The following is a 24,892-nucleotide window of genomic DNA, read 5'->3' as shown; positions in this document are numbered from 1 at the left end:
ACAATACGTCAGAAAATATTACTGCTCTTGATACAGAAGCTGGCAACGAATTTCCGATGTGGCATAATGACGAAATTTATTTTCTTACCGATCGTGGACCAGAGTTAAGAATGAATTTGTGGAAGTATAATACTAAAACAAAAGTTGCGCAACAGATTACCAATTTCAAAGATTATGATATTCATTTCCCCTCTGCTGGCCCCGATGATATTGTTTTTGAAGAAGGAGGAAGTCTATACCTCTATAATTTTTCTTCACGCAAAATAAACGAAGTAAAGGTTTCGCTGGTAAGCGATAAAACCTTGCTGAAACCAAAAATGGAAAAGGTTGACAAGTATATTCAACACACGGAAATAAGCCCTGATGGTAACCGTGTATTGATGGAAGCAAGAGGAGATATTTTTTCCTTACCTGCGGAAAATGGTTTTATAGAAGACCTTACAAGAACTTCGGGTACAGCTGAGCGTTACCCCGCATGGTCTCCTGACGGAAAGACGATTGCTTACTGGAGTGATCAATCGGGAGAATACGAATTGTGGATAACGCCTTCAAATGAAAATAAGCCTCGCAAACTAACAAGCTACGGACCTGGTTTTCGCTACAATCTTTTTTGGTCGCCTGATAGTAAGAAGGTTGCTTTTATTGACAAGGCTATGAAAATCCAGGTATATGATTTTGAGACGGATAAAACAACTTTGATTGATCATGCAATACATTACTTCCACGGTGCATTAGAAAATTTTTCGTGTTATTGGTCACCCGATGGTCAATATCTCACTTTCAGTCATGACCTTGATAATACCCATAGTGCGGTTTATATTTTCGATTATAAAAATAAAAACCTGCACCAGGTCACCAGCGGATTTTATAGTTGTTCCAATCCAATATTTGATAGCGAAGGAAAATATCTTTACCTCTTAACGAACCAATCCTTTTCGCCTAATTACAGCGACCTCGACAATTCATTCATTTATGCTAATTCAACCCAACCCGCTGTTATTACTTTAGAGAAAACAACACCTTCTATTTTATTTCCAAAGAATGATACGGTAAGAATTATTGCGTCTGAGCCTATCACAAAAGTTGTTGAAATCAAACATAAATTTAAAAGCTTAAAAGACACCGTTGAAACGAAAAGAGAAAAGGTGAAACCTGTGGAAATTGACTTTGATGGAATTGAATCCCGCCTCGAAATTCTTCCTTTGTCCGCAGGAAATTATTCGAAACTTGGATCCGTAAAAGGAAAATTTATTTATGTTAAAACTCCACCACGTGATGAAGAAAAAGCAAAACCTTCTTTGAAATATTTTGATATTGAAAAGAAAGAAGAAAAGACCATTCTTGATAATGTCAACAATTATAAAATGTCTGCCGACAGGCAAAAATTGCTGGTGCAGCAAGGAGAATCTTTTGCAATAGTAAAGCCCGAAGAATCACAAAAGTTTGAAAAACCTATCCGCGTTGGTGAAATGCAATTGCTGGTGAATCCAATGGAGGAATGGAAACAAATTCTTACGGACGCGTGGAGAATTGAGCGTGATTATTTCTACGATCCCAATATGCACGGTGTAAACTGGAACCAGGTAAAAGAGCGATATACAAAAATGCTGGAGGGCGCTGCATCGCGGGAAGAATTAAATTACATAATAGGTGAAATGATTGGCGAATTGAATTCGTCGCACACTTACCAGGGCGGCGGCGATCTTGAGAAAGAACATAGCGAAGACGTAGGATATCTCGGAGTAGATTATGAAGCGGATGGAGATTATTATAAAATCAAAAAAATTATTAAAGGTGCCACCTGGGATGCAGAAGAAAGATCTCCCCTGGAAATGCCCGGAGTTAATATACCCGAAGGAAGTTATTTACTTGCTGTAAACGGAGTGCCGCTAACAACGGCCCAGGAACCATTCGCCATTTTCGAGGGTCTCGCCGATAAAACAATAGAGCTGACATATAATTCCACTCCATTATGGAATGGTTCAAAAACCGCCCTTGTTAAGGCAATGACAGATGAAGGGAGATTACGTTATCTCAACTGGGTGGAAACTAACCGTAAAAGGGTAGACGAAGAAACTGCAGGCGAGGCCGGATACATTTATGTTCCAAGTACAGGTACTGATGGCCAGGATGAATTGATGCGACAGTTCAATGCGCAGTGGGACAAAAAAGCGTTGATAATAGATGAACGTTTTAATAGCGGAGGACAAATTCCCGACAGGTTCATTGAAATGTTGAATCGCAAACCGCTTGCTTATTGGGCCATACGCGACGGAAAAAGCAATCCATGGCCACCCTTCGCCAACTTCGGTCCCAAGGTGATGTTGATTAATGGATGGAGCGGCTCTGGTGGCGATGCCTTTCCTGATTACTTTAGAAAAGCAGGATTAGGGCCATTGATAGGAAACAGAACCTGGGGCGGACTGATTGGAATAAGTGGAACTCCCGATCTTATTGACGGCGGCGTTGTTACTGCTCCTTCTTTCAGAATGTTTAACCCGGATGGAACCTGGTTTAAAGAAGGTCATGGTGTTGATCCCGATATTTTAGTTGACGAAGATCTCGGCTTAATGGCCAAAGGAATCGATCCACAATTGGAACGAGCAATTACAGAAATTAAAACGTTGATAAAAGATAAAGGATACAAAGTACCGGCCACTCCTGCCTACCAGGATCGTGATTAAATGGCGATTGAAACGATGGAAGTTCTTTATTGCTTCCAAACATTATTTCCACGGTTACTATCGGGCAACATATTCGCCGGATCAATGGTTACAGATTGCAAAGGTTGTGTTGTTTGCAGGTGAATGGTATGTACCGCATTTTGCAGCCATGTTTCCACAGGTAACGCTAAATTTTGTTTGCTGCCGTCTTTCAAAATTATTTCAACGGTACAAGGCATTGCCATTTTTTGAAGATTGACAATCGTTATATCGGCACCATTTTTATAATTATTGTCCTTGTAGGAAACTGATTGAACCGCTATATCGAGTTGCCAATTGTGTTGAAACCATTCCCGCCAGAACCAGGTAAGATCTTCTCCCGCCTCATTATCCATTGTTCTAAAAAAGTCATCAGGAGCAGGATGTTTAAACGACCACCTTTCAACATATTTTTTGAAAGCGTAATCAAACCTGTCGTGTCCCAATATCACTTCACGTAGTAAAACCAAACCAAATGCCGGTTTAAAATATTCAATAGGATGGCGATATTTTTCTGTGAATTCATCGGCACGATCCATCATCGTTGGAGCATCAGCATCTTTCAGATAAGGAATAATTTCATCCGCAGGATTTCCTTTGCCAGGTGCATATTCGCCATCCCTTTTTGGCGCATATTCACCATGATTGAAATTATCCGACGCATACACATCAATAAAAGTATTGAACCCTTCATCCATAAACGCATGGCGCCTTTCATTACTGCCTACTATCATCGGAAACCAGTTGTGACCAATTTCGTGGGCCGTTACCCAGTATAGTTCTCCCGCTTTATCCTGCCAGCCGTCAAAAACAATTCCGGGGTATTCCATGCCGCCCGCAGTTCCTGCTTCATTAACAGCTACCGGCCAGGGATACACGAACCATTTCCCTGAAAAATATTCAATTGACTTTTTGAGATATTCCGTAGCTCTTCCCCAGGCGCTATCGCCTGCACTTTCTACGGGATATACTGACATTGCCAAACATTTTTTACCCCCCGGCAAATTAACTTTCGCCGCATCCCATACATAAGCTTTTGAAGCACCGAAAGCAACATCTCTCGTATTCTGCATTCTAAAGTGCCATGTTTTGGTACCGGTACTTACCGGGTGAGCTACTCTTTGATCGACTTCCTTTACTGTCCGTATCATAACCGTTTTATCGCTGTTCCTTGCTTCATTGAGCCTTTGCAATTGTTGGTCCGAGAGAACTTCTTTCTCATTCTGCAACTCACCACTACCGGCAACGATCATATCATTAGGTACCGTTACGGTGTAATCGAAATCACCATATTCGCAATAAAATTCTCCGCTGCCAAGGAACGGCAATGTGCACCATCCTTCCACATCATCGTACACACACATGTGTGGATACCATTGTGCTATTTCATAAATCTTCCCATTTTTAGTAAGAACATAATCGTTTCTTCCTCCGAAAATGGGAATGACGTAGTAATATTTAATTTTGATATCAATGGTACTTTTGGAAGATAAAGCCTGCGGCAAACGAATCTGCATTCTCGTATCGTTGATGATATAATCTGCCTTAAAAGTTTTTCCTTTATACGTAACCGTTATGCTGTCAAATTGAAAACCGTTAGTGTGCCTGGTTGATCCAAATTCGGAATAGAAATTGGAACGGGCATCTTCGCGGTAAGTATTTTGATCCAGTTCCAGCCACAAAGATTGCAAGGAATCAGGACTGTTGTTAGTATAATGAATTGTTTCATTACAGGCCAGCATATTCTTCACAGTATCTATTGCAGCCTGCAAATTATAATCTGCTTTGTTCTGCCAGTACTTGGCGCCGGGAGCACCACTGGCAGAACGAAATTCATTTCCATTCTTTGTATAAAAGTTCTGTGCAAAAATTTCCTTTGGGTTGTATAAAGACTCAACTCCGGTCGGCATTTGAGCAAAAGAAGTTAAGATTGAAAGAGAAAGGATTATCGTTAAAGGATGTTTTTTACACTTCATCAGGGTACCATTTATTCAAATAAAATTATGATGTGCAAAGTAAAAGATTCAAAAAGTAAAATTTGAAAAAAAATTCCATTGACAAAAACTACATCATAAAGTATGTAAAAATGCGACATGAACTTTTAAATAGAAATCCGCTCATAGGCTAACTTTTGGCCTTAATAATTTAGTCGTTCATTGTCATTTAGTTTATCATCATTTTACAACAAATCTTCTGTATGAGGTTATTTTTATCGCTCTTTGTAATTATGCTCTTGAGTACACTGGCACACGCTCAAACGGGCAACACCGGAAGCATAACAGTCTATATAAAAGAGAATACGCAAACGGCGTTGGGAAATGTGACGGTGTCGCTTCTCAAGAATAAAGATTCGTCATTGGTTAAACTTGGCATTACCGATGATAAGGGTGCTGTTGTTTTCGATCGTCTTGCTTTTGATGCTTACCTTATTAAAGCAACAATGGTAAATTATGATAATACTTATTCTCCTTTGATCAATGTCACTTCTTCAAAAAATAATGAGGTTACACTTTCATTACATCACAACTCTTCTGTTTTGAAAGAAGTAAAAGTTGAAGCGAAAAAACCTTTCATTCAGAAACTATCCGACCGTATTGTTGTAAATGTTGATAATAGCATTATTAGCGCCGGCAGTTCTGCTATGGATCTGTTGGAACGATCTCCCGGTGTAAATATTGATCAGAATGATGTAATTAGTTTGCGCGGAAAACAAGGTGTAATAATTATGATAGATGGAAAGACGACACCGATGACCGGAACGGATCTTGTCAATTATCTTCGCGGCCTTCCTTCCGATGCAATTGACCGTGTCGACATTATTACCAACCCGTCCGCAAAATATGATGCAGCGGGCAATTCCGGTATTATAGATATTCACATGAAGAAAGATCAGCGTTTAGGCGCCAACGGTAGTGTTACGGCGGGGTATGGGCAGGGCGTTTATCCCAAATCAAATGCAGGCATAAATTTCAATTATCGCAATAGAAAAGTAAACGTTTTTGGAAACTATAATTACGCCTATCGTAAAGGATTAAATCACCTCATACTCGACAGGAATTTTTATACTAACGGTGTTTTTGATGGGGAAGACAAAAAGGATAATTACACTACGTTTCCCCTAAACTTTAATGTTGCGAGGCTGGGCGCTGATTTCTTTTTAGATAAGAAAACAATTATTGGTTTTGTTGTGAACAGCAATTTTATAAACTATCATAATTTCAACACCAATAACTCCACCGTAATCGACAATCAAAAAAACCCCTCCTATACTTTTCAAACTCATGAAAACAGCACGTCAGGGAATAACAATACCGTTGGCAACATCAACTTTAAACACACCTTTGATAGCAGCGGGAAAGAACTTACGGCAGATATCGATTATGGGGTATATCATTCAAATGCATTAACCAACAATTCGACAGACTACTATAACCTGGATGGTAGCAAGATGCAACCTTCGTACATACTATTGGGAAATCAAAAAGGGAAACTTATACTCAAAACAGCAAAAGCAGATTATGTAAATCCTTTTAAAAATGGTGCAAAGCTTGAAGCAGGGTTTAAAACCAGCGACGTATCATCTGATAACGACGCAAAGTTTTTTGATGCGAGCAACGGAACGCCACAAAACGATACCACCAAAACCAATCACTTTTTGTATGAAGAATATAATAACGCTGCATATATAAATTTTAGCAAAGAATATAAGAAATTCAATATTCAGTTAGGGATAAGGGGAGAACAAACCATTCTTAAAACGCACCAGGAAAAAGGGGACATACGTTTTGACTCTTCTTACTTTCAACTATTTCCCAGTGCTTTTTTTAATTATAAAATCAATAAAGATCAAACCTTAGGCGTTTCCGTTAGTCGCCGCATTGACCGCCCTAATTATAGTTTACTAAATCCATTTTTATTCTTAATAGATGTAAGCACTTATAATACCGGCAACACCGCTTTGCTGCCACAATTCACCTGGTCGTATGAAATGAACTATACGGTAAAAAATTTCAATTTTGCCTTGAGTTACAGTCACACTAAAGATGTTCTGAATATCGCTATCGCTAAATTCAAAGACGTATTTCCCAATAGTAATTTTGCAGACTCAAATATAACAGTAGAGATTCCCGTAAACCTCGAGGCTTCCGATTATTTTGGCTTATCTGTCTCTGCCCCTGTTCACATCGCTTCTTGGTGGAATATGGTCAATAACGCAGATTTTTATTATAATCATTTTCGCGGCAACCTTGGAGGATCCGCATTGAATAATGGAGCGCCTGCTGCCGACATTAAGACCAATAGCAATTTCACTCTTAAAAAAGGATGGACTGCAGAATTGATCGCCAGCCTTAATTCGGGTGGCCGTGATGGTTATATGGTGGCCCAACCACAGTGGGCAATTTCACCCGGCATTCAAAAATTAATTTTGAAATCAAAAGGGACTTTGAAGTTTAGCTATACTGATATCTTCTGGACCAACTTGCCTAAAGCCGTAATTACTTATCCTGGAAAATATATCGAACGCTGGCACGCTTTCCGCGAGAGTCGCATAGCGACCATAACTTTTACTTACAGGTTCGGGAAGAGTACCGTGCAAGGGGCACGAAGAAGAACCACCGGCTCAGAAGAAGAAAGACAAAGAGCGGGCAGTTAAGGAACCAGCTCATCTTAAAAACGCTAGCGCAACCCTTCTAATAATTTTAGATGTGGCTTTAAATTTTGAAGTGTTTCTTTCTGCAAAAACTTTTTGAGGTGCTTGTAGAAATGACTCTTGTCGTAGTAACCATAATGAGAAAAATGAAAGTCAGCGGGCGAGGTAGCCAGTTGATGTGTTGCCTTTCTTATTCTTAATATTTGCAATGCTTGCTTACTGCTTATGCTCGTGGTTATTTCAAAATAACGTTGAAGCGTACGTGTAGAAATTTTATATTTTGAAGCAAAGGTTTGAATTGAAGTTGTAAAATTATTTGTCGCATTGCATTGCTCAAGTATCTCCGTAACAATCTGCACGGGCCGTAAAGAGACAGAATTCCTTTGAACCATAGTTTGAAAATGAACGGTTAAAATATCTACCCGTTCGTTGAAATCAGAGGCCTTTTTTACTTCTGTGATAATTTTTTGATCGAGCAAGTAACTTAGTGGAAAAATATATTCACGGTATTCAGAAAAGTTCACTTTCTTTTCAAATATTACAGGTGACACTTTAAACTTGATTCCGAATAACCGGTTACCTGGTCTGTGAAAACATTCAATAGATTTATTTCTTGGCAAAAATCCATCTGATTTCATTTCAAAACGTTCTTGATCTACCTGCATTGTAAAAGGTGTGCCGAGGTTAATAAGGTAAGTGTATCCAATGTTTGGGAACAGCGCATCTGAAAATCCCGCGGGGTTTTGTTGCAGCAGGTCATCAAACTTCGTTTCCCAAAAGAAATCTATGAAGTGAATGATCTCTTTGGCCGGCTTAACCCTGTGATAATAATTTTCAAAATGGTCAATATCGAAAAACTCAATATGCTGCACGGTAAATATATATGCAGTAAAGTTAAGTGAGGGGAATATGTAACAATGATGCTTTTATTTAAACGGCTTAGTCAACAAAAAGCAAAAAGGACATTTACGTAATTGTGATTACAAATCTTTTGCAGGAAGTTTAATTACACCACCTTTTTTATCGGAGATAACAAGATAGCCGTTTCGGGCTTTTTCTTCAGCAATAACTTTTTCAATAGCCTTATCCAGGGCTATCTTTATTTTTCCACTCAAATCTTTTCTATTTTTAACTGGATTCATTTCGAAATGATTTTATTAAAGATTTCAAAGTTAAAGATTTCAATTTCGCTATCAATCTTACTGGTCAGTAACATTCGATCTGCCAGAGTTTAGTAATTTATCAATTTCTGAATCATTTCATCCAATCTTGATTTGGCCAGGAAGTTCTTTTCCAGTTCTGTATTAAAAGGAACAGGCGTATTAAGTGACCCACAACGCATAACAGGCGAATCTAAAAACTCAAAACAATTTTGTGCAATCCAGGAGGCAATTTCGCCCCCTATTCCACCAGTATAAGTGTCTTCATGCAGCACCAAAGCTTTACCGGTATTATTAACGGAAGTTCTAATCGCCTTATAATCCAACGGCAACAAAGTTCTCAGGTCGAGAATATCTATTGAAATTTCAGGATGGGCATCTGCATATTCTTCGGTCCACACGACTCCCATCCCATATGTAATAACGCTAACGTCGTGGCCTGCACGAACTTGTTTTGCTTTGCCGATCTCTATTTCATAATACTCTTCTGGCACTGGGCCGCTGGCACTTCTATATAATCCTTTGTGTTCGAAAAATAGTACGGGATTAGGATCATTAATAGCTGCAATCATTAAACCCTTCGCATCTTCCGGGTTAGACGGATAAACCACTTTCAAACCCGGTGTGTGCACAAACCAGGCTTCATTGCTTTGGCTGTGAAACGGCCCTGCACCTACACCGGCGCCCGTTGGCATGCGAATTACAACATCCGCATTTTGTCCCCACCGATAATGAATTTTTGCAAGGTTGTTTACAATTTGGTTAAATCCTACTGTAACAAAATCTGCAAACTGCATTTCTATTACACTTTTAAATCCCTCGAGACTTAAGCCTAAAGCTGCGCCCACAATGGCACTTTCGCATAAAGGCGTATTCCGCACTCTTTCTTTTCCAAATTCATTTACAAAACCTTCGGTTATTTTAAAAGCACCGCCATATTCCGCAATATCCTGTCCCATTAAAATAAGATTGGGATGCTCAATCATAGATTGATGCAACCCTTCCTTAATAGCATCAACAAACCGAAGCTGCTTGGCGCCGGTAGAATTAGGATCTTCCGTTTTTTCGTATCGATACACTGAAGGAGCATAGACGTCATTTAATTCATTAGCAGAATTAACGGCAATTTTTAATTTATCCGTTTCCTGGTACAGAGAAGTTTGTTTCAACTCACTTTCAATCGTTTCTCTTAACTCATCTCGTATATGCGCAAGCGATAGGTTTGTTACAATTTTTTCTTCGAGAAGAAAGCGCTCATAATTTTTAATCGGGTCCTTATCAATCCATTGGGCAAACATTTCTTTAGGCACATATTTTACGCCACTTGCTTCTTCATGCCCCCGCATTCTAAAGGTCATGCATTCGACTAAATATGGCTTTTGATTTTGTAAGCAGTACTCACGAACCTTCATTATGGTTTCATAAACCTGCAGGATATTATTGCCATCAATCTGTATTCCTTCCATGCCATAACCAATTGCTTTATCCACCAGATTTTTACAACGGTATTGCTCACTAACGGGCGTACTTAAAGCGTAGCCGTTATTTTCAACTACAAAAATTACCGGCAAATTCCACACGGCAGCAAGATTCAACGCTTCATGAAAATCGCCTTCGCTGGTTCCACCTTCTCCGGAAAATGCCACGGCAACTTTTTTCTCTTTTTTTAATTTAGCTGCAAGCGCCACACCATCTGCTACCGCAAGTTGTGGCCCGAGATGCGAAATCATACCGCAAATAAAATGTTCTTTGCTGCCAAAATGAAAGCTTCGTTCACGTCCCTTACTATAACCATCTTCAGCGCCCTGCCATTGCTGAATTAATTTATGCAAGGGCATATTGCGTCCTGTAAATACGCCAAGATTTCTATGTAACGGCATTATCCATTCATCGGGCTGCAACACATAAGTTACGCCCACGGAAATAGCCTCCTGTCCAATGCCACTAAACCATTTTGAAATTTTGCCTTGGCGTAATAAAAGCAACATCTTCTCCTCAATCAATCTCGGGTATAATAATCTTCTATAAAGTTCAAGTAATGTTTCGTCTTTAAGATTGTTTCTTTGGAACTGCATGTTGCAAATTTCAACTATTCAAGTGTAAATAAAAAAGTGGAGAAGAGAGATTACCGGGTCTTCTTTTCAAGATTCGTCAAGATGGAAGATAAAATGGACAAGAAAAGGCCGAAAACAAATGCCCACCAAAATCCCTGGATATGAATTCCGTCTACCAATTTATCTGCAAGCATAATCATTAATACATTAATCACCAGCAGAAAAATGCCAAGCGTAAGAATGGTAATTGGTAAAGTGAGAATTATTAAAATCGGTTTCAATATAGCATTAAGAAAAGCAAGCACCAATGCGAAAATTAATGCTGTAACGTAAGAATCTATAATTACATGCGGATTTAAAATCATCGATAAGCCGTAAGCAATAGCCGCTGTTATGAGAAGACGTATTAGAAATTTCATAATTTTTTTATGAAAGCTAAATCAAATTACCACCAACTCAAAAAATTCTTCTGGTTGCAAATACTTATTGGCAAGCTCTTTCAGCTCTTGTGCTGAAATATTTTTAATGGTATTCATTGCATCATAAAAATAATTTTCATCCAGGTCATTCAGGATTAAACTTTTCCATCTTGAAATTACATGGAAGGGGCCATCAATATCTCCAAGATTAACTCCCATCATATAATTTTTTACGAGCAATAATTCTTCATCGTCAATTAATTCTTCTCTAAGAATTGCCATTTCTTTATAGACTTCGTCAATCGCCGCTTCGCAAACATCCTTTCCGGCTTCCGTACTTATTACCCAGGCGCTTTCACGAATATGATTTTCAAGAAAACTATGAATACCATAAGTATATCCCTTGTCTTCCCTGATATTGCTCATAAGTCTCGAACCAAAAAAACCACCAAATAAACTGTTCAACACCATCACTTTTTTAAAATCGGGATGGTGGCGGTTTGGAAATGAGCGTGCTAAACGTATAGCGCCCTGCACTCCGTTAGGATCATTGGTTATCCTAAACTTTTTTTCAGCCGCCATTTCAGATTTATGAATTACAGAAGGAATTGATTCATTAAGGTGAAGATCACCGAAAGAATCATTCAAGAGATTCTCAAAATCTGCCGGAAGTTTACCGGCCGCAAAAATTTTACAACTGCCATTTATATAAAAATTCGCAAAAAAGTTGGCCAGATCTTCCCGGGTAATGGCCTGGAAACCATCAACACTGCTCACTCTCCCGTAAGGGTGCTGAGCGCCATATAAGTATTGGTCGATAAGCCTGTTTGCTATAAAATCACATTTCTTAAGATTCACAGAAAGTTTTTGAATACTATTCTGTTTAAAAATTGCCAGCTCCTGTTCTGGAAAAATTGAATCTGTAATTATTTCTCTTATAACAGGAAGCAGTAAGCGCAAATGTTTCGACAAACAATGCAGGGTTATTACCGAGTTCTCGTTGTGACAACTGCGATTTAAATGAGCGCCATAATATTCGAAATGTTCATTTATCTCAAGAGCTGTTTTTATAGAGGTTCCATTTTTTAAAAGATAGTTGGTGGTTGCTGCCACTAAATTTTTATTTTCAAAAGAGTTACCGGCATTAAAGACCATTTCAATTACTGCAACTTCTTCCGTTCCGTCGTTAATATAATAAACCGGGGCTCCGTTCGAAAGGGAAAATTTCGTATACGGTTTTAGTATCAGGTTAAACTCCACTGCATCTTTTATTGGTGGCGCTATTGTTCTGTTTAAAACCGAATCAGTATCTGTAGTAGAAATCATTTTTTAAAATTTAAGTAAGTGATCATCTGGTTTAATTGTCACTCAGGTAATACATCGTGCTGCAATTACTATCAACAAAAATATTGCGGCTTACATTTTGAATTTCTTCTACTGTAACCGCCTGGTATCTTTCCAACTCTTTATTCATCAAATCTGCATCGCCCAGTAATTCATAAGTGGCAAGGCTATTGGCCCTGTTTACCAAACTAATATCTTCAAAAGCCATCAGGCTTTCTGTTTTATTTTTTACTTTTTCTAATTCGGAAGCATCTACCAATTCGTCTTTCATTTTCTCCAGTTCAATGTTTATAGCGTTTTCCGCTTGTTGCATCGTTACTCCTTTTACGAGTTTCCCATCAATAAAAAGAAGCCCTGCATCAATACTACCAAAATGAGAACACTGTATGTTGCTGAACAGTTGTTGTTCCTTAACCAGGCTTTGAAATAAACGTGAAGATGCGCCGCCGCCTAAAATTTCGGTTATAAGGTCTGTTGTGTAGTACGTTTTATCAAGCCTTGAAGAAATATGCCAGCATTTGTATAATGCATCCAATGGTACGGGAGCCTTTACTTCAAGAAAAGCAGGAGCGATTTGCTTTGGTTCCTGCGGAAGTTTTCTTACATATTTTTCGCCCGAAGGAATATCGCCAAACCATTTTTCCGCTAGTCTTTTTACCTGTTCTAAATTTAAGTTACCCGCTACCGTTAGTATTGCGTTGGCAGGAGTATAATGTTTAAAAAAGAAATCTTTTACATCCTGAAGTTGGGCATTTTCAACATGACTTAATTGTTTCCCAATGGTCATCCATTTATAAGGATGCACTTTATAAGCCAACTCCCTCATCTTATGCCAAACATCGCCATAAGGCTTGTTTATATAATGTTCCTTAAATTCCTCCACAACTACCTTTCTCTGCACTTCCAGCGAGTTTTCATCAAATGCCAGAGAAAGCATCCTATCGCTTTCAAGCCAGAAAGCGGTTTCAATGTTTTCTGCAGGGATTTGTAAATAATAATTAGTGAGGTCGTTGGTTGTGTATGCATTATTTTCTCCGCCGGCCATTTGCAGCGGTTCATCATAAGACGGAATATGAATACTACCGCCAAACATCAGGTGCTCAAACAAATGTGCAAAACCGGTTTGCTTCGGATCTTCATCTCTTGCGCCAACATCGTATATAACATCAAGAACCGCCATGGGCGTGCTCCTATCTTCGTGCACAATTACCCTAAGCCCGTTATCTAAAGTAAATTTTTCAAATTTGATCATGGCAGCAAATTTGAGCCAAACCAATTCATTTTCCCAAAAAGAATTTTGAAAGTATTGCTAATAAATGCGGCCAACGCGAAATTCGAATATCATTGGCAGGTTATTACGTAGGACGAGCAGCGTTATTTTCTGCCCAACAACCTGCATCAAATTTTTATAAACATTTATATCGTTACTAAAATTTGAGTTTACCGCCACTATAATATCATCCTTTTTAAGTCCAGCCTTGTACGCAGGGGATTTTTGGATTACTTCATCTAAAACAATTTTGCCTTCAATATAATACATGTTAAGCCCTGTGTAAGAGTAATCGAAATCATCATTGAAATGGCTGTTTGGTAAAAGATGTATTTCTCTTTTACTATAATTTAAAATAACATTAAAACGACGCAAGATGTCGTTTCCAATAACACCGCCTAAAAAGGGATAAGAGGTAGCATTATATTCATCATTAAGAATGTCAGTTGGAACCTTCCTGAATTTATAAGGGCCTAATTGAACTTGCTTAATTATAGTGAGCATCATTAGTTTTCTGCCTCCCAAACCCTGTACCTGTATTTCAACCGGTTTCCTACGCTTTTTCAAAACCATACTATCATCTTCAAATTGTTTACTTATCAAAAAACAAAGCCCTGCACCGGTATCAAAGTAAAAATTAGCATTAATAGTTCTTGCATCCTTTATTATTAATGGCTGAATTGGCAACGCTGTAAAGAGTGGGTGTAACAAATAACCCTTCTTCGGATATTCAATTCTGCCGGGAGTGTACACTTCGATTTTCGAGCTATCGTAATTAATTTCTACAATATAACGGCTTAGAAAACTGTAACCCATAATCCCATCAATCTTTTCACCATACACGCTACTCAAAATATCATAATTATTGATGTAAAAATCGAGGCTATCAACAGTAAGTCCGGGCAAAACCAGTTTGTTGTTTTTTGTATAATCAACTTCCGATGATCCTGCAATACCATTAATAGATTTTCCAGAAGGAACATGCGGAATATTAAACTCTGCAGCTGTTGTGGAATCAAGCGAAATAGCCCCGCTGCCGGTATCGAGAATAAAATTGAGTGGCTCGGTAATTTTATTAAATTTTGCTTGTACAATTATAACTCCGCCGGTAAGCTGCCTGAAAGGAAATTTCGTAATAAACCTTGCGGGCTGCTCGTAAATTTCCTGGCCATTAGAAAGGTTAACAGAAAACGCCCATATTATTAAAAGCAATCCTCTTATCATAGCAAAACTGAAATTAAGTTATATGCGTGTATTTTTGTAGTCGTTTTTACAAACGGCAAATATGTTTGATACAAATAAAAAATTATGACTATTTCAAAGCTTCTTCAAAAGGCAATGCGATTTGAAAACCTTTCTGTTGAAGAAGGCACATTTTTATTTAACAATGCTGCATTATCAGAATTAATGCTCGTTGCGAATGAACTTCGTAAAATCCAGGTACCCTATAATAAAGTAACGTGGATTATTGACAGGAATGTAAATACAACTAATGTGTGCATTGCCAATTGCAAGTTTTGCAATTTTTATCGTGTACCCGGCCATGAGGACGCATATATAACCGATATAGAAACGTATAAAAGAAAAATTGACGAAACCTTTAGATATGGTGGGGAACAATTGCTTTTGCAAGGCGGCCATCATCCTGACCTGGGGCTTGATTATTATGTTGACCTGTTTAAACAATTGAAAAAATTATACCCAAAATTAAAGTTACATGCACTTGGGCCTCCGGAAGTTGCCCATATAACCAAAGTATCAAAATCAACTCATCGCGAAGTTTTAATCGCTTTAAAAGAAGCTGGCCTTGATTCGCTGCCCGGACCAGGAGCTGAAATACTAACGGATAGGGTTAGGCGCTTAATTAGTAAGGGCAAATGCGGAACCCAGGAATGGCTTGATGTAATGACGGAAGCACATAAACTCAATCTTACCACATCGGCCACCATGATGTTTGGCCATGTAGAAACGATTCAGGAAAGAATGGAACATTTAGTTAAACTAAGAGAGGTCCAGGCAAAGAAACCCGAAGGAGCTAAAGGCTTTTTAGCATTTATCCCGTGGACCTTCCAGGACGTAGATACCCTTTTGGCCAAAATAAGAGGTGTCCATAATCTTACCACTCCCGAAGAATACATCAGGATGATCGCTATGAGCCGCATTATGTTACCAAACGTAAAAAATATCCAGGCAAGCTGGCTTACGGTTGGTAAAGAAGTTGCGCAACTTTGCCTGCATGCGGGGGCAAATGATTTTGGAAGTATAATGATTGAAGAAAATGTGGTAAGCGCTGCAGGCGCTCCACACAGGTTTACCAGCAAAGGAATACAAAATGCCATCAGAGAAGCAGGGTTCGAACCTCAATTGAGGAATCAGCAATACGAATTCAGGGAAATGCCTGAATTAATGGAAGAACAGGTGATCGATTACTAAAAATAATCTATACTTTTTGCGCAGATACCGCTCTTGTAATCCTTTTAATTATTCTGCGTATTATATGTACTTTACAAGCCATTTTTTTCTTATCTAAACATTTCAATAATGAAGAGGTTTTCGATTGCCATTATTTTGTGTTTCACCATTTTTAGAGCCAGTGCCGATGAAGGAATGTGGCTCCCAATGTTGCTCGGCCAGCAAGTATATAGCGATATGGTGAAACATGGGTTGAAGCTTACCAAAGAACAATTGTACAGCATCAACCAACCTTGTATAAAAGACGCGGTGGTTATTTTTGGTACCGGGTGCACCGGTGAAATCGTTAGCAATCAAGGTTTAATTTTTACTAACCACCATTGCGGTTATGGCGTTATTGCCGGTTCAAGTACTGTAGAGCATGACTATTTGAAAGACGGCTTCTATGCATATACAAAAGACCAGGAAATAAAATCTGATCTCACAGTAACTTTTTTAGAAAGAATTGTGGATGTTACTGACCAGGTAGAGAATGCTTTGAAAGGATTAAACTATGCTGAAAGGGCAAGGAAAACAGCGGAGGTTTATAAACAAATCACGGATAAAGTCGCTGACTCTGCTAATTCCATAAGTGGGAAAGTCTACAGCATGTTTAAGGGAAACCAGTACATCATGTATGTCTATAAAATTTACAGGGATATAAGGCTTGTGGGTGCTCCGCCCGAAAGTATCGGCAAGTTTGGCGGCGATACAGATAACTGGGAATGGCCAAGGCATACCTGTGATTATTCCATCTTCAGGGTGTATACCAGCAAAGATGGAAAGCCTGCTACCTACAGCTCCGACAATGTTCCAATGAAACCTAAATATTTTTTACCAGTTTCTTTAAAGGGATATAAGGATGGCGACTTCGCTATGATTTTCGGGTATCCTGGCAGCACTAACCGTTATGAAGTTTCCTATGGCATTAAATTAAAAAACGAAATTGATAATCCGTCATTGGTTCATCTTCGGGATGTTCGCCTGAAATTTATGCATGAAGAAATGGTAAAAGACCCCGCGGTGAAATTAAAACTCGCAGAAAATTATGCGTCGGTTGCCAATTACTGGAAATTTTTTGATGGCGAGACAAAGCAACTTGAAAAATATCATGTATATGAAAACAAACAAGCCGCAGAAAATAAATTTGGGGAATGGGCAAAGGATAAGCCGGAGTATCAAAACGTATTGAGTGACTATCAAAAAAATTATGCCGCGTGGACGCCTTACGCGAAGGAGCGTGTGTATTTATATGAGGGAATTTTAGGCTCGCCCCTTATCGCCTACGCTTCCTCTTTAATAACAGTAGAAAGAGCATTGACTCAACAGGGAAAAACGGAGGCAGACGTGAAAAATGCCTTAGATGCCGCCAATGCCAAAAGGAAAACATTTCTTGAAAAAGAGAACCTTGTTAGTGATAAGGAGATCTTAGCGGCTACTGCCATGATGTTTTATACCGACATTGATAAAGATCAGCAGCCTATTGGCTTTTACCAGGGGATAAAAGATAAATTCGGTTCATTAAATGATGAGGCAACATTTAAAGCGTGGGCCAATGCGGTATTTGATAATACCATGATTTTAGATTCTGCAAAATGGGCGGCTTTCAACGCTAATCCCGATGCTGTTACACTGCAGAACGATCCGGCCTTTGCGTATGCTTCGGCTTTCGTCCAAAATTATACGCTAAAATACAGTAAGCAATACAGCGATTTTCTGGCGAAAAATGAAGATTTAGGCAGACTTTATTTAAAGGGAATTATGGAAATGAACCCTGTAGCCGCTAAAAAAATGTACCCCGATGCCAACTTTAGTATGCGTGTAAGCTACGGTAATGTAAAAAGTTATAGCCCGAGAGATGCTGTGCATTATGATTATGAAACTACCGAAAAAGGAATCTTGGAAAAATATGTTCCTGCTGATTATGAATTTAATCTTCCTGAAAATGAAATAGATTTGTTGAAGAAACGTGATTTCGGGCAGTACATTGATAAAGCAAGGAATGACCTTGTAACTGATTTCATAACTACTAACGATATAACGGGGGGCAACTCAGGTTCGCCGGTTATGGATGGAAAAGGCAATCTTATCGGTCTCGCGTTCGATGGCAATTATGAGGCATTGAGTCATAAAATTCAGTTTGATAAGGATTTGAACAGGACGATTTGTGTTGATATTCGTTATGTGCTTTGGTGCATTGACAAATTGGGCAATGCAAAAAATATTATTAATGAATTAAAGCTCGTTCGATAAATAATTATATATGAGAAGGAATGCGTTGTCTTACAGGGAGGCAGCGCATTTTTTTTTGGCTCCCATTTAAAAACTCACCCCAAGTTCTCTCCAAAGGCGAGGGACATTAACACCGGCCCTAAATGAGGTACTTTCTATTTTAATTATTTTTGAAAATGGCCTTACAAACTTTTACTCCCGAACAAGCGATTCCTAAAATAAAACAATACTGTGCATACCAGGAAAGATGCCATGCAGAAGTAAAAGATAAACTGTATTCGTATGGTTTACATAGAAAAGAAGTTGATGAAATTATTGTTCAATTAATTGGAGAAAATTATCTGAACGAGGAAAGATTTGCTATTCAATATGCCGGTGGAAAATTCAGGATAAAATATTGGGGAAAGAATAAAATAAAACAGGCGCTGAAACAAAAAAAGGTAAGTGATTATTGCATTAAAAAAGCATTGAAAGTAATTGATGATGCAGATTATAGAAAAACATTCGAAAAGCTAGCGGAGCAAAAATTGGCAACACTTAAAAGTGAAAAAAATATTTTTATAAAGAAAAAAAAGCTGCAGGATTTTTTATTGATGAAAGGCTATGAAAGCGAGTTGGTTAATGCAGAGGTGGCAAAGATTGGGAAGAAGTAAAGAAATGCTTCACTGTTTTATCTCTGGTCAATCCAATAACTTTACAGCATGTCATCTCTCACTATAACTCTAATACAAACGAATCTACATTGGGAAGATAAAAAAGCAAATCTTGAAATGTTTTCTAAAAAAATTGAAAGCATCAAGGAAATGACTGAAGTAATTATTCTTCCCGAAATGTTCAACACCGGTTTTAGTATGAAACCGGAAACACTGGCGGAAGATATGAATGGTGATACGGTACTATGGATGAAAAATATTGCTGCTCAAAAAAAAGTGATTATTACAGGAAGCATTATGGTTAAAGACCCTTCGACTAAGGCTCAGGGTGACAACAATTATTACAATCGTCTTATCTGGATGCTGCCCAATGGTGAATATGGATACTACGATAAGCGGCATTTGTTTGCTTACGGTAACGAACACGCGCATTTTAGCCCTGGTAATAAAAGATTGATTGCTTCTGTAAAAGGATGGAAAATAAATTTGCAGGTATGTTACGATCTTCGGTTTCCAGTCTGGGCAAGGCAATCGGGCGTCGGCGCCGGGCCCGAATATGATTTACTCGTATATGTTGCCAACTGGCCGGAGCAAAGAATTCATGCATGGAAAAGTTTATTAACAGCAAGAGCTATCGAGAACCAAAGCTATGTTGTTGGTGTGAACCGGGTTGGTAAAGATGGTAACGGATTTGTTCACACCGGTGAAAGCATGATCATCGATCCGCTGGGAGAAATTATTTATGGAAAAAAAGATGATGAAGATATTTTTACCTGTACGTTGCAAAAAGAAAGATTAGCCGAAATAAGAAATAGATTTCCTTTCCTCAACGACGCTGACTCCTTTATTATAAATACATAGTTTATGTCTACTGCATATTCCGCAGATAAAATTTTTACAGGCCGGCAATGGTTAAACAATTCGGCAGTGATTATTGAAAATAATTGTATTGCCGATATCATACCGCTTAGTGATCTGCCTGTATCCATTGCTGTTATACAACATGCACCCATACTGGCGCCGGCATTAATTGACATTCAAATCTATGGCGCAATATCAAAACTATATTCTGTGGATCCTTCAGTGGATACGCTTCAAAAAATGAAGACGTATTGTAACAGCGGAGGTGCAAAATATTTTCTGCCAACCATAGCAACCAATTCTGCTAATGTGTTTAGGGCAGGCATTGATGCAATGCATGAATATTGGAAGAGCGGTGGAGATGGCATTCCGGGTTTACATATTGAAGGGCCGTGGATAAATAAAATTAAAAGGGGTGCTCATATCGAAAAATTTATTCATTCCCCCGAAATTCAGGAAGTAAGAGACTTATTGGAATACGGAAAGGGAGCCATAAAAATGATCACGCTGGCGCCGGAAGTTTGCTCCAAAGAAATTGTTGAGTTGATAGAAAGCTATGGAGTTATTGTTTCAGCCGGGCACAGCAATGCGTCTTACAATGTCGCAAACGATTTTTTTAAATACATCCACCTGGCAACTCATTTATTCAACGCCATGAGTCCTTTACATCATCGTGAACCTGGCCTACCGGCTGCTATAATGCTGCATCCTGAAGTTATGGTAAGCATTGTTGCCGATGGCTATCATGTTGATTTTGCGATGATACGCCTGGCGAAAAAATTAATGGGCGATAGATTATTTTTAATCACAGACGCAGTTACTGAAACAAAAGAAGGACCTTATCCGCATGAATTAAATGGTGATAAATATGAATCTAACGGCATACTCAGCGGCTCTGCATTGACCATGATGAAGGCTGTAAAAAATTGTGTTGAGTATTGTGAAATCCCTTTGGATGAAGCGCTGAGAATGGCAAGCCTTTACCCTGCAAGAGTTTTAGGAATTGATCATGAAACCGGAAGAATTGAAAAAGGATATAAAGCCGACCTTTTGTTGATGAATGAAAAATTTGAAGTGCTGAATTGTGTGTAAGCCTGGCAAAATCTATTGCTGCTTTTCCTTAATAAATTTTCGAACCCATTCCATCTTTGTATCAACACCATTCACCACATCTTTATAAACAGGCTTAATATACACGTCAGGAATTACGCCGGTTCCTTTTTCGGCAATATGGTGGTATTGTACAATACGAAAGAACGGTAACCTCACCCGTAGTTTCGTATTCGGCAACTTAATATCAGGAATCATGATGCCTGAATTACCGTACCAGCCCCCGCCGGTTTCTTCACCTACCAATGTTACATTTGGTTCGCCTTTAACCGCGTTGCAAAATAGTGTGGAAGCAGAAAAGGTTAAGCCGTTAGTAAGAACATATACGTCTCCGTCAAAATGATTTCTTCGTTTAGGCGTAAACGTGCGCCGTTCCCAAAACCCAAAATGATAATTACCATCCGTTTCTTTATGGCTCAAAAAAAACAGACCGATATTATTAAAAAGGCCGGAGGTGATGTGCCTTGTGTAAGGCCTAAAGTTTTTACTTTTTGAATACGCGGTATCAGCCACCTTAAACGGTGTATTTCTCAAAAACTTCGCGAGCACTACGTAATTATTAATATCTCCACCTCCATTTGCTCGAATATCAATAACGAGATTCTGAATTTTATTTTTATGCATTTTACGAAAGGACCTTTTAAAAAAATTTTTTAAATGCCCTTTTGAAAAACTATTAATCGTCATCAGGGCAAATGAAGTATCAATTTGCAACGACCGGATATTTTCCAGTCTGCCTGATCTGCTTATTTCTTTTTCAGGTTTTTCCTGCTTCTTTATTTTGCCGGTTGAATCGGACGGCGGGTTGAAATAGGGAATTGAAATAAATTTTTGCGCCCCTGTGCTATCAATATATCCAACGTTATAGGTTTTATATAATCCAAAGATATTGCGATGAAAGTAGGGGAAGCTGGTGCTTAAGCGTATATAATTTACATTGTCTGAATAACCATCTTCTACCATATAATCAAACATGATGTTGATGATATCAGCGCTGCTGATTCCATTAATTGAGGTGATGATAGTTCCTCTTTTAATAACAGAATCATTTTTATTGAGATTGTAATTAACCACCATTGTATCGTTCCATATTTTCAGATATAAAGGGAAAGAAGGGATACTCTTATGTCTTATAAATTTATTCCATCCCTTACTCATACTAAAACTGGTATGCCCGCAATGAATGGTAGAAGTTAGGGGAGCCAATATCTTCCAGCCAAATTGCAGTTCCGTCATTGAATCTTCAATGGCTTTGTAGCCTTCGTTAAAAAAATAATCCATACTATCCTTTGGCGTGTACCAGTATAATGACGGATGTTTCTTTTCCAGGATATTACGGAGTAATGTATAATCCTGTTGTAAAGCTTCTTTCGGATATTTTTTATCAGGATCATAATTTTTCGAAACCGAGCAGGAACTAAAAAACGCAACAATAAGCAGGGGGGAAAAAAGCCTCATGGTTTGCAAAACTCTGTATTAAAAATGTAATTCGGTGGTAATAGTTTAAGAGGAATTTTTGTTAGCAAAACTTATTTCACTTAAAAGCATTCCATCCCTGCGCCGTTAGTTTATGGGTATTTCCTCCCTTGGTAATAAGAACAGAACCTTCTTCCTGTTCGGTTACATGGCCTACAATACTTATGTCGTTATTTGATGCAATGTTATTGTAATCGCCCTGGTCGATTGTAAAAAGTAATTCATAGTCTTCGCCGCCACTTAGTGCGCAAGCCGTTGGGTCTATTTCTAATTTATAAGCAAACTGCCGGGCCATTTCATTTATGGGAATTTTTTCTTCGTATAAGACACATCCTTTTTTGCTCTGCTTGCAAATATGTAATATTTCACTGCTTAATCCATCGCTGATATCAATCATAGATGTGGGCATAATTTTTTCAGTAACAAAAAATTCAATAATGTCTTTTCTTGCTTCGGGTTTTAAAAAACGTCCGATAATATAATCCTGGTTTTCGAGATCTGGCTGTACACCTTTCGTTTCGAGGAATACTTTTTTTTCTCTTTCCAACAGCGTTAATCCCAAAAAAGCGCCGCCTAAATCGCCGCTTACACAAATAAGATCGCCGGTTTTTGCGGTACTTCTTCTTACATATTTGTCCGGGGCAACTTCGCCAATTGCAGTAACAGAAATGACAAACCCTTTTTGAGAAGAAGTAGTATCTCCACCAATTAAATCGACATTGTATCTTTCGCAGGCAGCATAAACGCCTTCATAAAACTCATCAAGCGCTTCCAGACTAAAGCGATTACTGAAAGCAATGCTTAAAGTTACTTGTTGCGGCGTTGCATTCATTGCGTATATGTCACTCAGGTTTACAATTACACTTTTATAACCCAAATGTTTTAACGGCGTATACATTAAATCAAAATGAATACCTTCTACCAACATGTCGGTTGTAACCACCACTTGCTTACCAAAATGATCAAGAACCGCAGCATCGTCGCCAACACTTACAATGGTAGAGGCATTCCTGATCTCATTATTTTTTGTGAGGTGATCGATGAGACCAAATTCGCCGAGCGATGATATTTCTGTTCGTTCTGCCATAATTTTTTTAAATGTACGATGTTTGATGTACGACGTCAATGATTCCGTCACCCTATTTTTTTCTTAATGTTTTTAAAGCAGAAACAATCACTTTTAAAAGTTGTTCTCCTTCTTTATATATCTCCGATCTTATCTCTTTTGTCTTAATTAAATTCTACAATCATTTCAAGAAAGAATAGAGATTCATCTAATTCCTCTTCTACAATTTTAAATTTATTTATAAAATCTGCATTTGATTTTGCTCTTCATGTCGCCCGGTAATTTGCACCTACTGAGCCACCTGATCAAATTAATTGCCGTAAGCAAGATTAACTGAATTCATTTCCAATGATAAAACTAAATGTCCTCAATTAACAGCAATTTGATTTGCCCGTTTCAACATCTCATCAGTTGTCATAGACATCTTTTTTTTTGATAGGATAACTATGGACCGAAATCTTCTCACACATCGTACATCAAACATTATACACCGTACAATATTAGAGATTCACATCCTAACTAACTCTTCCCTGCACCCATTCTATCAGTTCATCATGAATTATTCCATTTGTTGCAATAATTCCGGGCTGGTAGGGAGAATATGTATCTCCTTTTAAATCTGTCACCTTTCCGCCCGCCTCTTCAACGATGATAAAACCAGCGGCGCTGTCCCAGGCATTCAACTGGTGTTCATAAAATCCATCGAAGCGGCCGGCTGCAACCCAGCAAAGATCGATGGCCGCACTGCCGAGTCTGCGAACAGGAATTCCTTTTCTTATTAATCTTTCAAAAACCTGTAACGGACCGTTGGGTTGATCTAAATAAGTATATGGAAACCCGGTAACCAGGCAACTCCTTAGTACTTCCGTTTTATTACTAACTGTAATTTTTTTATCATTTAATGTTGCGCCTTGTCCTCTTTCTGCAAAATAAAATTCTTTAAATATAGGATTGTAAACTGCACCCATAATCATTTTTTCATTTTGCTCCAGGCCGATGCTGACACAACATATAGGAATACCATTAGCAAAATTAACCGTACCGTCGATCGGATCAACAATCCATTTAAATTCACTTGCCGTAATTTTTTCTGCAGTTTCTTCACTCACAATTCCATGCTCAGGAAAGGCCTTTTTTATCACTGCCTGGATTGCTTTATCGGCAGCGTGGTCTGCTTCAGTCACTAAATTATTGATTCCTTCTTTGTTACTGATAGTAAATGTGCCGTTAAAGAATCGCATTAATTCCTTCGCTCCGGCTTCTGTTGCTTCTATAAGAGTTTGTTTATACATTCCGCAAAGATTATAAATGTTTATTTATTTTGCGGCATTAATTGATTTATCGTTTAAATGCTGACTCTCCGCATCGACATCTATATTAATTTATGGCCAGATTTTTTACAATTTTTAACACTCACCCTTTAACCACCTAACTATTCATTAA

Annotated in this window: 18 protein-coding genes; 7 read left to right on the top strand and 11 right to left on the bottom strand. The window is 38.4% G+C overall.

Annotated elements, in window-relative coordinates; genetic code table 11:
- A partial coding sequence (locus tag ACO1O5_RS02005; RefSeq protein ID WP_486267959.1) for a S41 family peptidase occupies positions 1-2,684 on the top strand: 2,684 nt, incomplete at its 5' end.
- A gap of 26 nt (positions 2,685-2,710) precedes the next feature.
- On the opposite strand, the gene ACO1O5_RS02000 is transcribed toward ACO1O5_RS02005, so the two are convergent.
- Entirely contained in the window at positions 2,711-4,678 is a 1,968-nt protein-coding gene (locus tag ACO1O5_RS02000; protein WP_486267958.1) for a M1 family metallopeptidase, read from the bottom strand.
- Positions 4,679-4,899: 221 nt separating this feature from the next.
- On the opposite strand from ACO1O5_RS02000, the gene ACO1O5_RS01995 reads away from it, so the two are divergent.
- A complete protein-coding gene (locus ACO1O5_RS01995; RefSeq protein WP_486267957.1) occupies positions 4,900-7,356 on the top strand; it encodes an outer membrane beta-barrel protein in 2,457 nt (818 codons plus the stop codon).
- Between the two features lie 23 nt (positions 7,357-7,379).
- Here ACO1O5_RS01995 and ACO1O5_RS01990 read toward each other — a convergent pair whose 3' ends face one another.
- From ACO1O5_RS01990 to ACO1O5_RS01960, 7 genes are all read right to left on the bottom strand, one after another.
- Entirely contained in the window at positions 7,380-8,225 is an 846-nt protein-coding gene (locus ACO1O5_RS01990; protein WP_486267956.1) for a helix-turn-helix domain-containing protein, read from the bottom strand.
- Between the two features lie 108 nt (positions 8,226-8,333).
- A complete protein-coding gene (locus tag ACO1O5_RS01985) occupies positions 8,334-8,495 on the bottom strand; it encodes a hypothetical protein (protein WP_486267955.1) in 162 nt (53 codons plus the stop codon).
- An 89-nt stretch (positions 8,496-8,584) separates the two neighbouring features.
- Positions 8,585-10,588: an alpha-ketoacid dehydrogenase subunit alpha/beta gene (locus ACO1O5_RS01980; protein ID WP_486267954.1), complete on the bottom strand. Its 2,004-nt coding sequence runs from the start codon at positions 10,586-10,588 to the stop codon at positions 8,585-8,587.
- A gap of 50 nt (positions 10,589-10,638) precedes the next feature.
- Positions 10,639-10,986 carry a phage holin family protein gene (locus ACO1O5_RS01975; RefSeq protein WP_486267953.1) on the bottom strand — a complete coding sequence of 116 codons (348 nt, stop codon included), beginning with the start codon at positions 10,984-10,986 and terminating at the stop codon, positions 10,639-10,641.
- 21 nt (positions 10,987-11,007) lie between these two features.
- Entirely contained in the window at positions 11,008-12,312 is a 1,305-nt protein-coding gene (locus ACO1O5_RS01970) for a M16 family metallopeptidase (RefSeq protein ID WP_486267952.1), read from the bottom strand.
- Positions 12,313-12,343: 31 nt separating this feature from the next.
- Complete coding sequence (locus ACO1O5_RS01965) at positions 12,344-13,582, bottom strand: M16 family metallopeptidase (RefSeq protein WP_486267951.1); 1,239 nt, start codon at positions 13,580-13,582, stop codon at positions 12,344-12,346.
- Positions 13,583-13,639: 57 nt separating this feature from the next.
- The gene (locus tag ACO1O5_RS01960) at positions 13,640-14,824 is read right to left on the bottom strand and encodes an aspartyl protease family protein (protein WP_486267950.1); all 1,185 of its coding nucleotides are present in this window, start codon (positions 14,822-14,824) and stop codon (positions 13,640-13,642) included.
- 84 nt (positions 14,825-14,908) lie between these two features.
- Here ACO1O5_RS01960 and mqnC point away from each other — a divergent pair, with 84 nt between their 5' ends.
- The 5 genes from mqnC (at position 14,909) to nagA (ending at position 20,889) form a co-directional block, all read left to right on the top strand.
- The gene (gene mqnC / locus ACO1O5_RS01955) at positions 14,909-16,033 is read left to right on the top strand and encodes a cyclic dehypoxanthinyl futalosine synthase (protein ID WP_486267949.1); all 1,125 of its coding nucleotides are present in this window, start codon (positions 14,909-14,911) and stop codon (positions 16,031-16,033) included.
- Positions 16,034-16,141: 108 nt separating this feature from the next.
- The gene (locus tag ACO1O5_RS01950) at positions 16,142-18,304 is read left to right on the top strand and encodes a S46 family peptidase (RefSeq protein WP_486267948.1); all 2,163 of its coding nucleotides are present in this window, start codon (positions 16,142-16,144) and stop codon (positions 18,302-18,304) included.
- A 155-nt stretch (positions 18,305-18,459) separates the two neighbouring features.
- Entirely contained in the window at positions 18,460-18,936 is a 477-nt protein-coding gene (locus ACO1O5_RS01945) for a regulatory protein RecX (RefSeq protein WP_486267947.1), read from the top strand.
- A gap of 48 nt (positions 18,937-18,984) precedes the next feature.
- On the top strand, positions 18,985-19,797 hold the full coding sequence (locus tag ACO1O5_RS01940; RefSeq protein WP_486267946.1) for an amidohydrolase: 813 nt from the start codon (positions 18,985-18,987) through the stop codon (positions 19,795-19,797).
- A gap of 3 nt (positions 19,798-19,800) precedes the next feature.
- On the top strand, positions 19,801-20,889 hold the full coding sequence (gene nagA, locus ACO1O5_RS01935) for an N-acetylglucosamine-6-phosphate deacetylase (protein WP_486267945.1): 1,089 nt from the start codon (positions 19,801-19,803) through the stop codon (positions 20,887-20,889).
- Between the two features lie 12 nt (positions 20,890-20,901).
- Here the strand turns inward: nagA and ACO1O5_RS01930 are convergent, their stop codons facing one another.
- The 3 genes from ACO1O5_RS01930 to ACO1O5_RS01920 all read right to left on the bottom strand — a co-directional run bounded on the left by ACO1O5_RS01930 (position 20,902) and on the right by ACO1O5_RS01920 (position 24,741).
- Positions 20,902-22,365: a S41 family peptidase gene (locus tag ACO1O5_RS01930; protein ID WP_486267944.1), complete on the bottom strand. Its 1,464-nt coding sequence runs from the start codon at positions 22,363-22,365 to the stop codon at positions 20,902-20,904.
- 76 nt (positions 22,366-22,441) lie between these two features.
- Positions 22,442-23,470 carry a thiamine-phosphate kinase gene (gene thiL, locus ACO1O5_RS01925; RefSeq protein WP_486267943.1) on the bottom strand — a complete coding sequence of 343 codons (1,029 nt, stop codon included), beginning with the start codon at positions 23,468-23,470 and terminating at the stop codon, positions 22,442-22,444.
- Between the two features lie 494 nt (positions 23,471-23,964).
- Positions 23,965-24,741, bottom strand: a complete 777-nt coding sequence (locus ACO1O5_RS01920) for an inositol monophosphatase family protein (RefSeq protein WP_486267941.1) — start codon at positions 24,739-24,741, stop codon at positions 23,965-23,967.
- Positions 24,742-24,892 lie beyond the last annotated feature (151 nt).

The sequence above is a fragment of the Ginsengibacter sp. genome (assembly GCF_057362405.1).
Note: the sequence above shows the minus strand (reverse complement) of the source record. Positions and strands in the feature narration are given on the sequence as shown.

What these genes read in the sequence shown, in the direction of transcription:
- ACO1O5_RS01930 (WP_486267944.1), bottom strand. Translation starts at nt 22,365, where the DNA reads ATGAGGCTTTTTTCCCCCCTGCTTATTGTTGCGTTTTTTAGTTCCTGC.
- thiL (WP_486267943.1), bottom strand. Translation starts at nt 23,470, where the DNA reads ATGGCAGAACGAACAGAAATATCATCGCTCGGCGAATTTGGTCTCATC.
- ACO1O5_RS01985 (WP_486267955.1), bottom strand. Translation starts at nt 8,495, where the DNA reads ATGAATCCAGTTAAAAATAGAAAAGATTTGAGTGGAAAAATAAAGATA.
- ACO1O5_RS01995 (WP_486267957.1), top strand. Translation starts at nt 4,900, where the DNA reads ATGAGGTTATTTTTATCGCTCTTTGTAATTATGCTCTTGAGTACACTG.
- ACO1O5_RS01945 (WP_486267947.1), top strand. Translation starts at nt 18,460, where the DNA reads ATGGCCTTACAAACTTTTACTCCCGAACAAGCGATTCCTAAAATAAAA.
- ACO1O5_RS01980 (WP_486267954.1), bottom strand. Translation starts at nt 10,588, where the DNA reads ATGCAGTTCCAAAGAAACAATCTTAAAGACGAAACATTACTTGAACTT.
- ACO1O5_RS01970 (WP_486267952.1), bottom strand. Translation starts at nt 12,312, where the DNA reads ATGATTTCTACTACAGATACTGATTCGGTTTTAAACAGAACAATAGCG.
- ACO1O5_RS01920 (WP_486267941.1), bottom strand. Translation starts at nt 24,741, where the DNA reads ATGTATAAACAAACTCTTATAGAAGCAACAGAAGCCGGAGCGAAGGAA.
- ACO1O5_RS01975 (WP_486267953.1), bottom strand. Translation starts at nt 10,986, where the DNA reads ATGAAATTTCTAATACGTCTTCTCATAACAGCGGCTATTGCTTACGGC.
- ACO1O5_RS01960 (WP_486267950.1), bottom strand. Translation starts at nt 14,824, where the DNA reads ATGATAAGAGGATTGCTTTTAATAATATGGGCGTTTTCTGTTAACCTT.
- nagA (WP_486267945.1), top strand. Translation starts at nt 19,801, where the DNA reads ATGTCTACTGCATATTCCGCAGATAAAATTTTTACAGGCCGGCAATGG.
- ACO1O5_RS02000 (WP_486267958.1), bottom strand. Translation starts at nt 4,678, where the DNA reads ATGAAGTGTAAAAAACATCCTTTAACGATAATCCTTTCTCTTTCAATC.
- ACO1O5_RS01965 (WP_486267951.1), bottom strand. Translation starts at nt 13,582, where the DNA reads ATGATCAAATTTGAAAAATTTACTTTAGATAACGGGCTTAGGGTAATT.
- ACO1O5_RS01940 (WP_486267946.1), top strand. Translation starts at nt 18,985, where the DNA reads ATGTCATCTCTCACTATAACTCTAATACAAACGAATCTACATTGGGAA.
- ACO1O5_RS01950 (WP_486267948.1), top strand. Translation starts at nt 16,142, where the DNA reads ATGAAGAGGTTTTCGATTGCCATTATTTTGTGTTTCACCATTTTTAGA.
- mqnC (WP_486267949.1), top strand. Translation starts at nt 14,909, where the DNA reads ATGACTATTTCAAAGCTTCTTCAAAAGGCAATGCGATTTGAAAACCTT.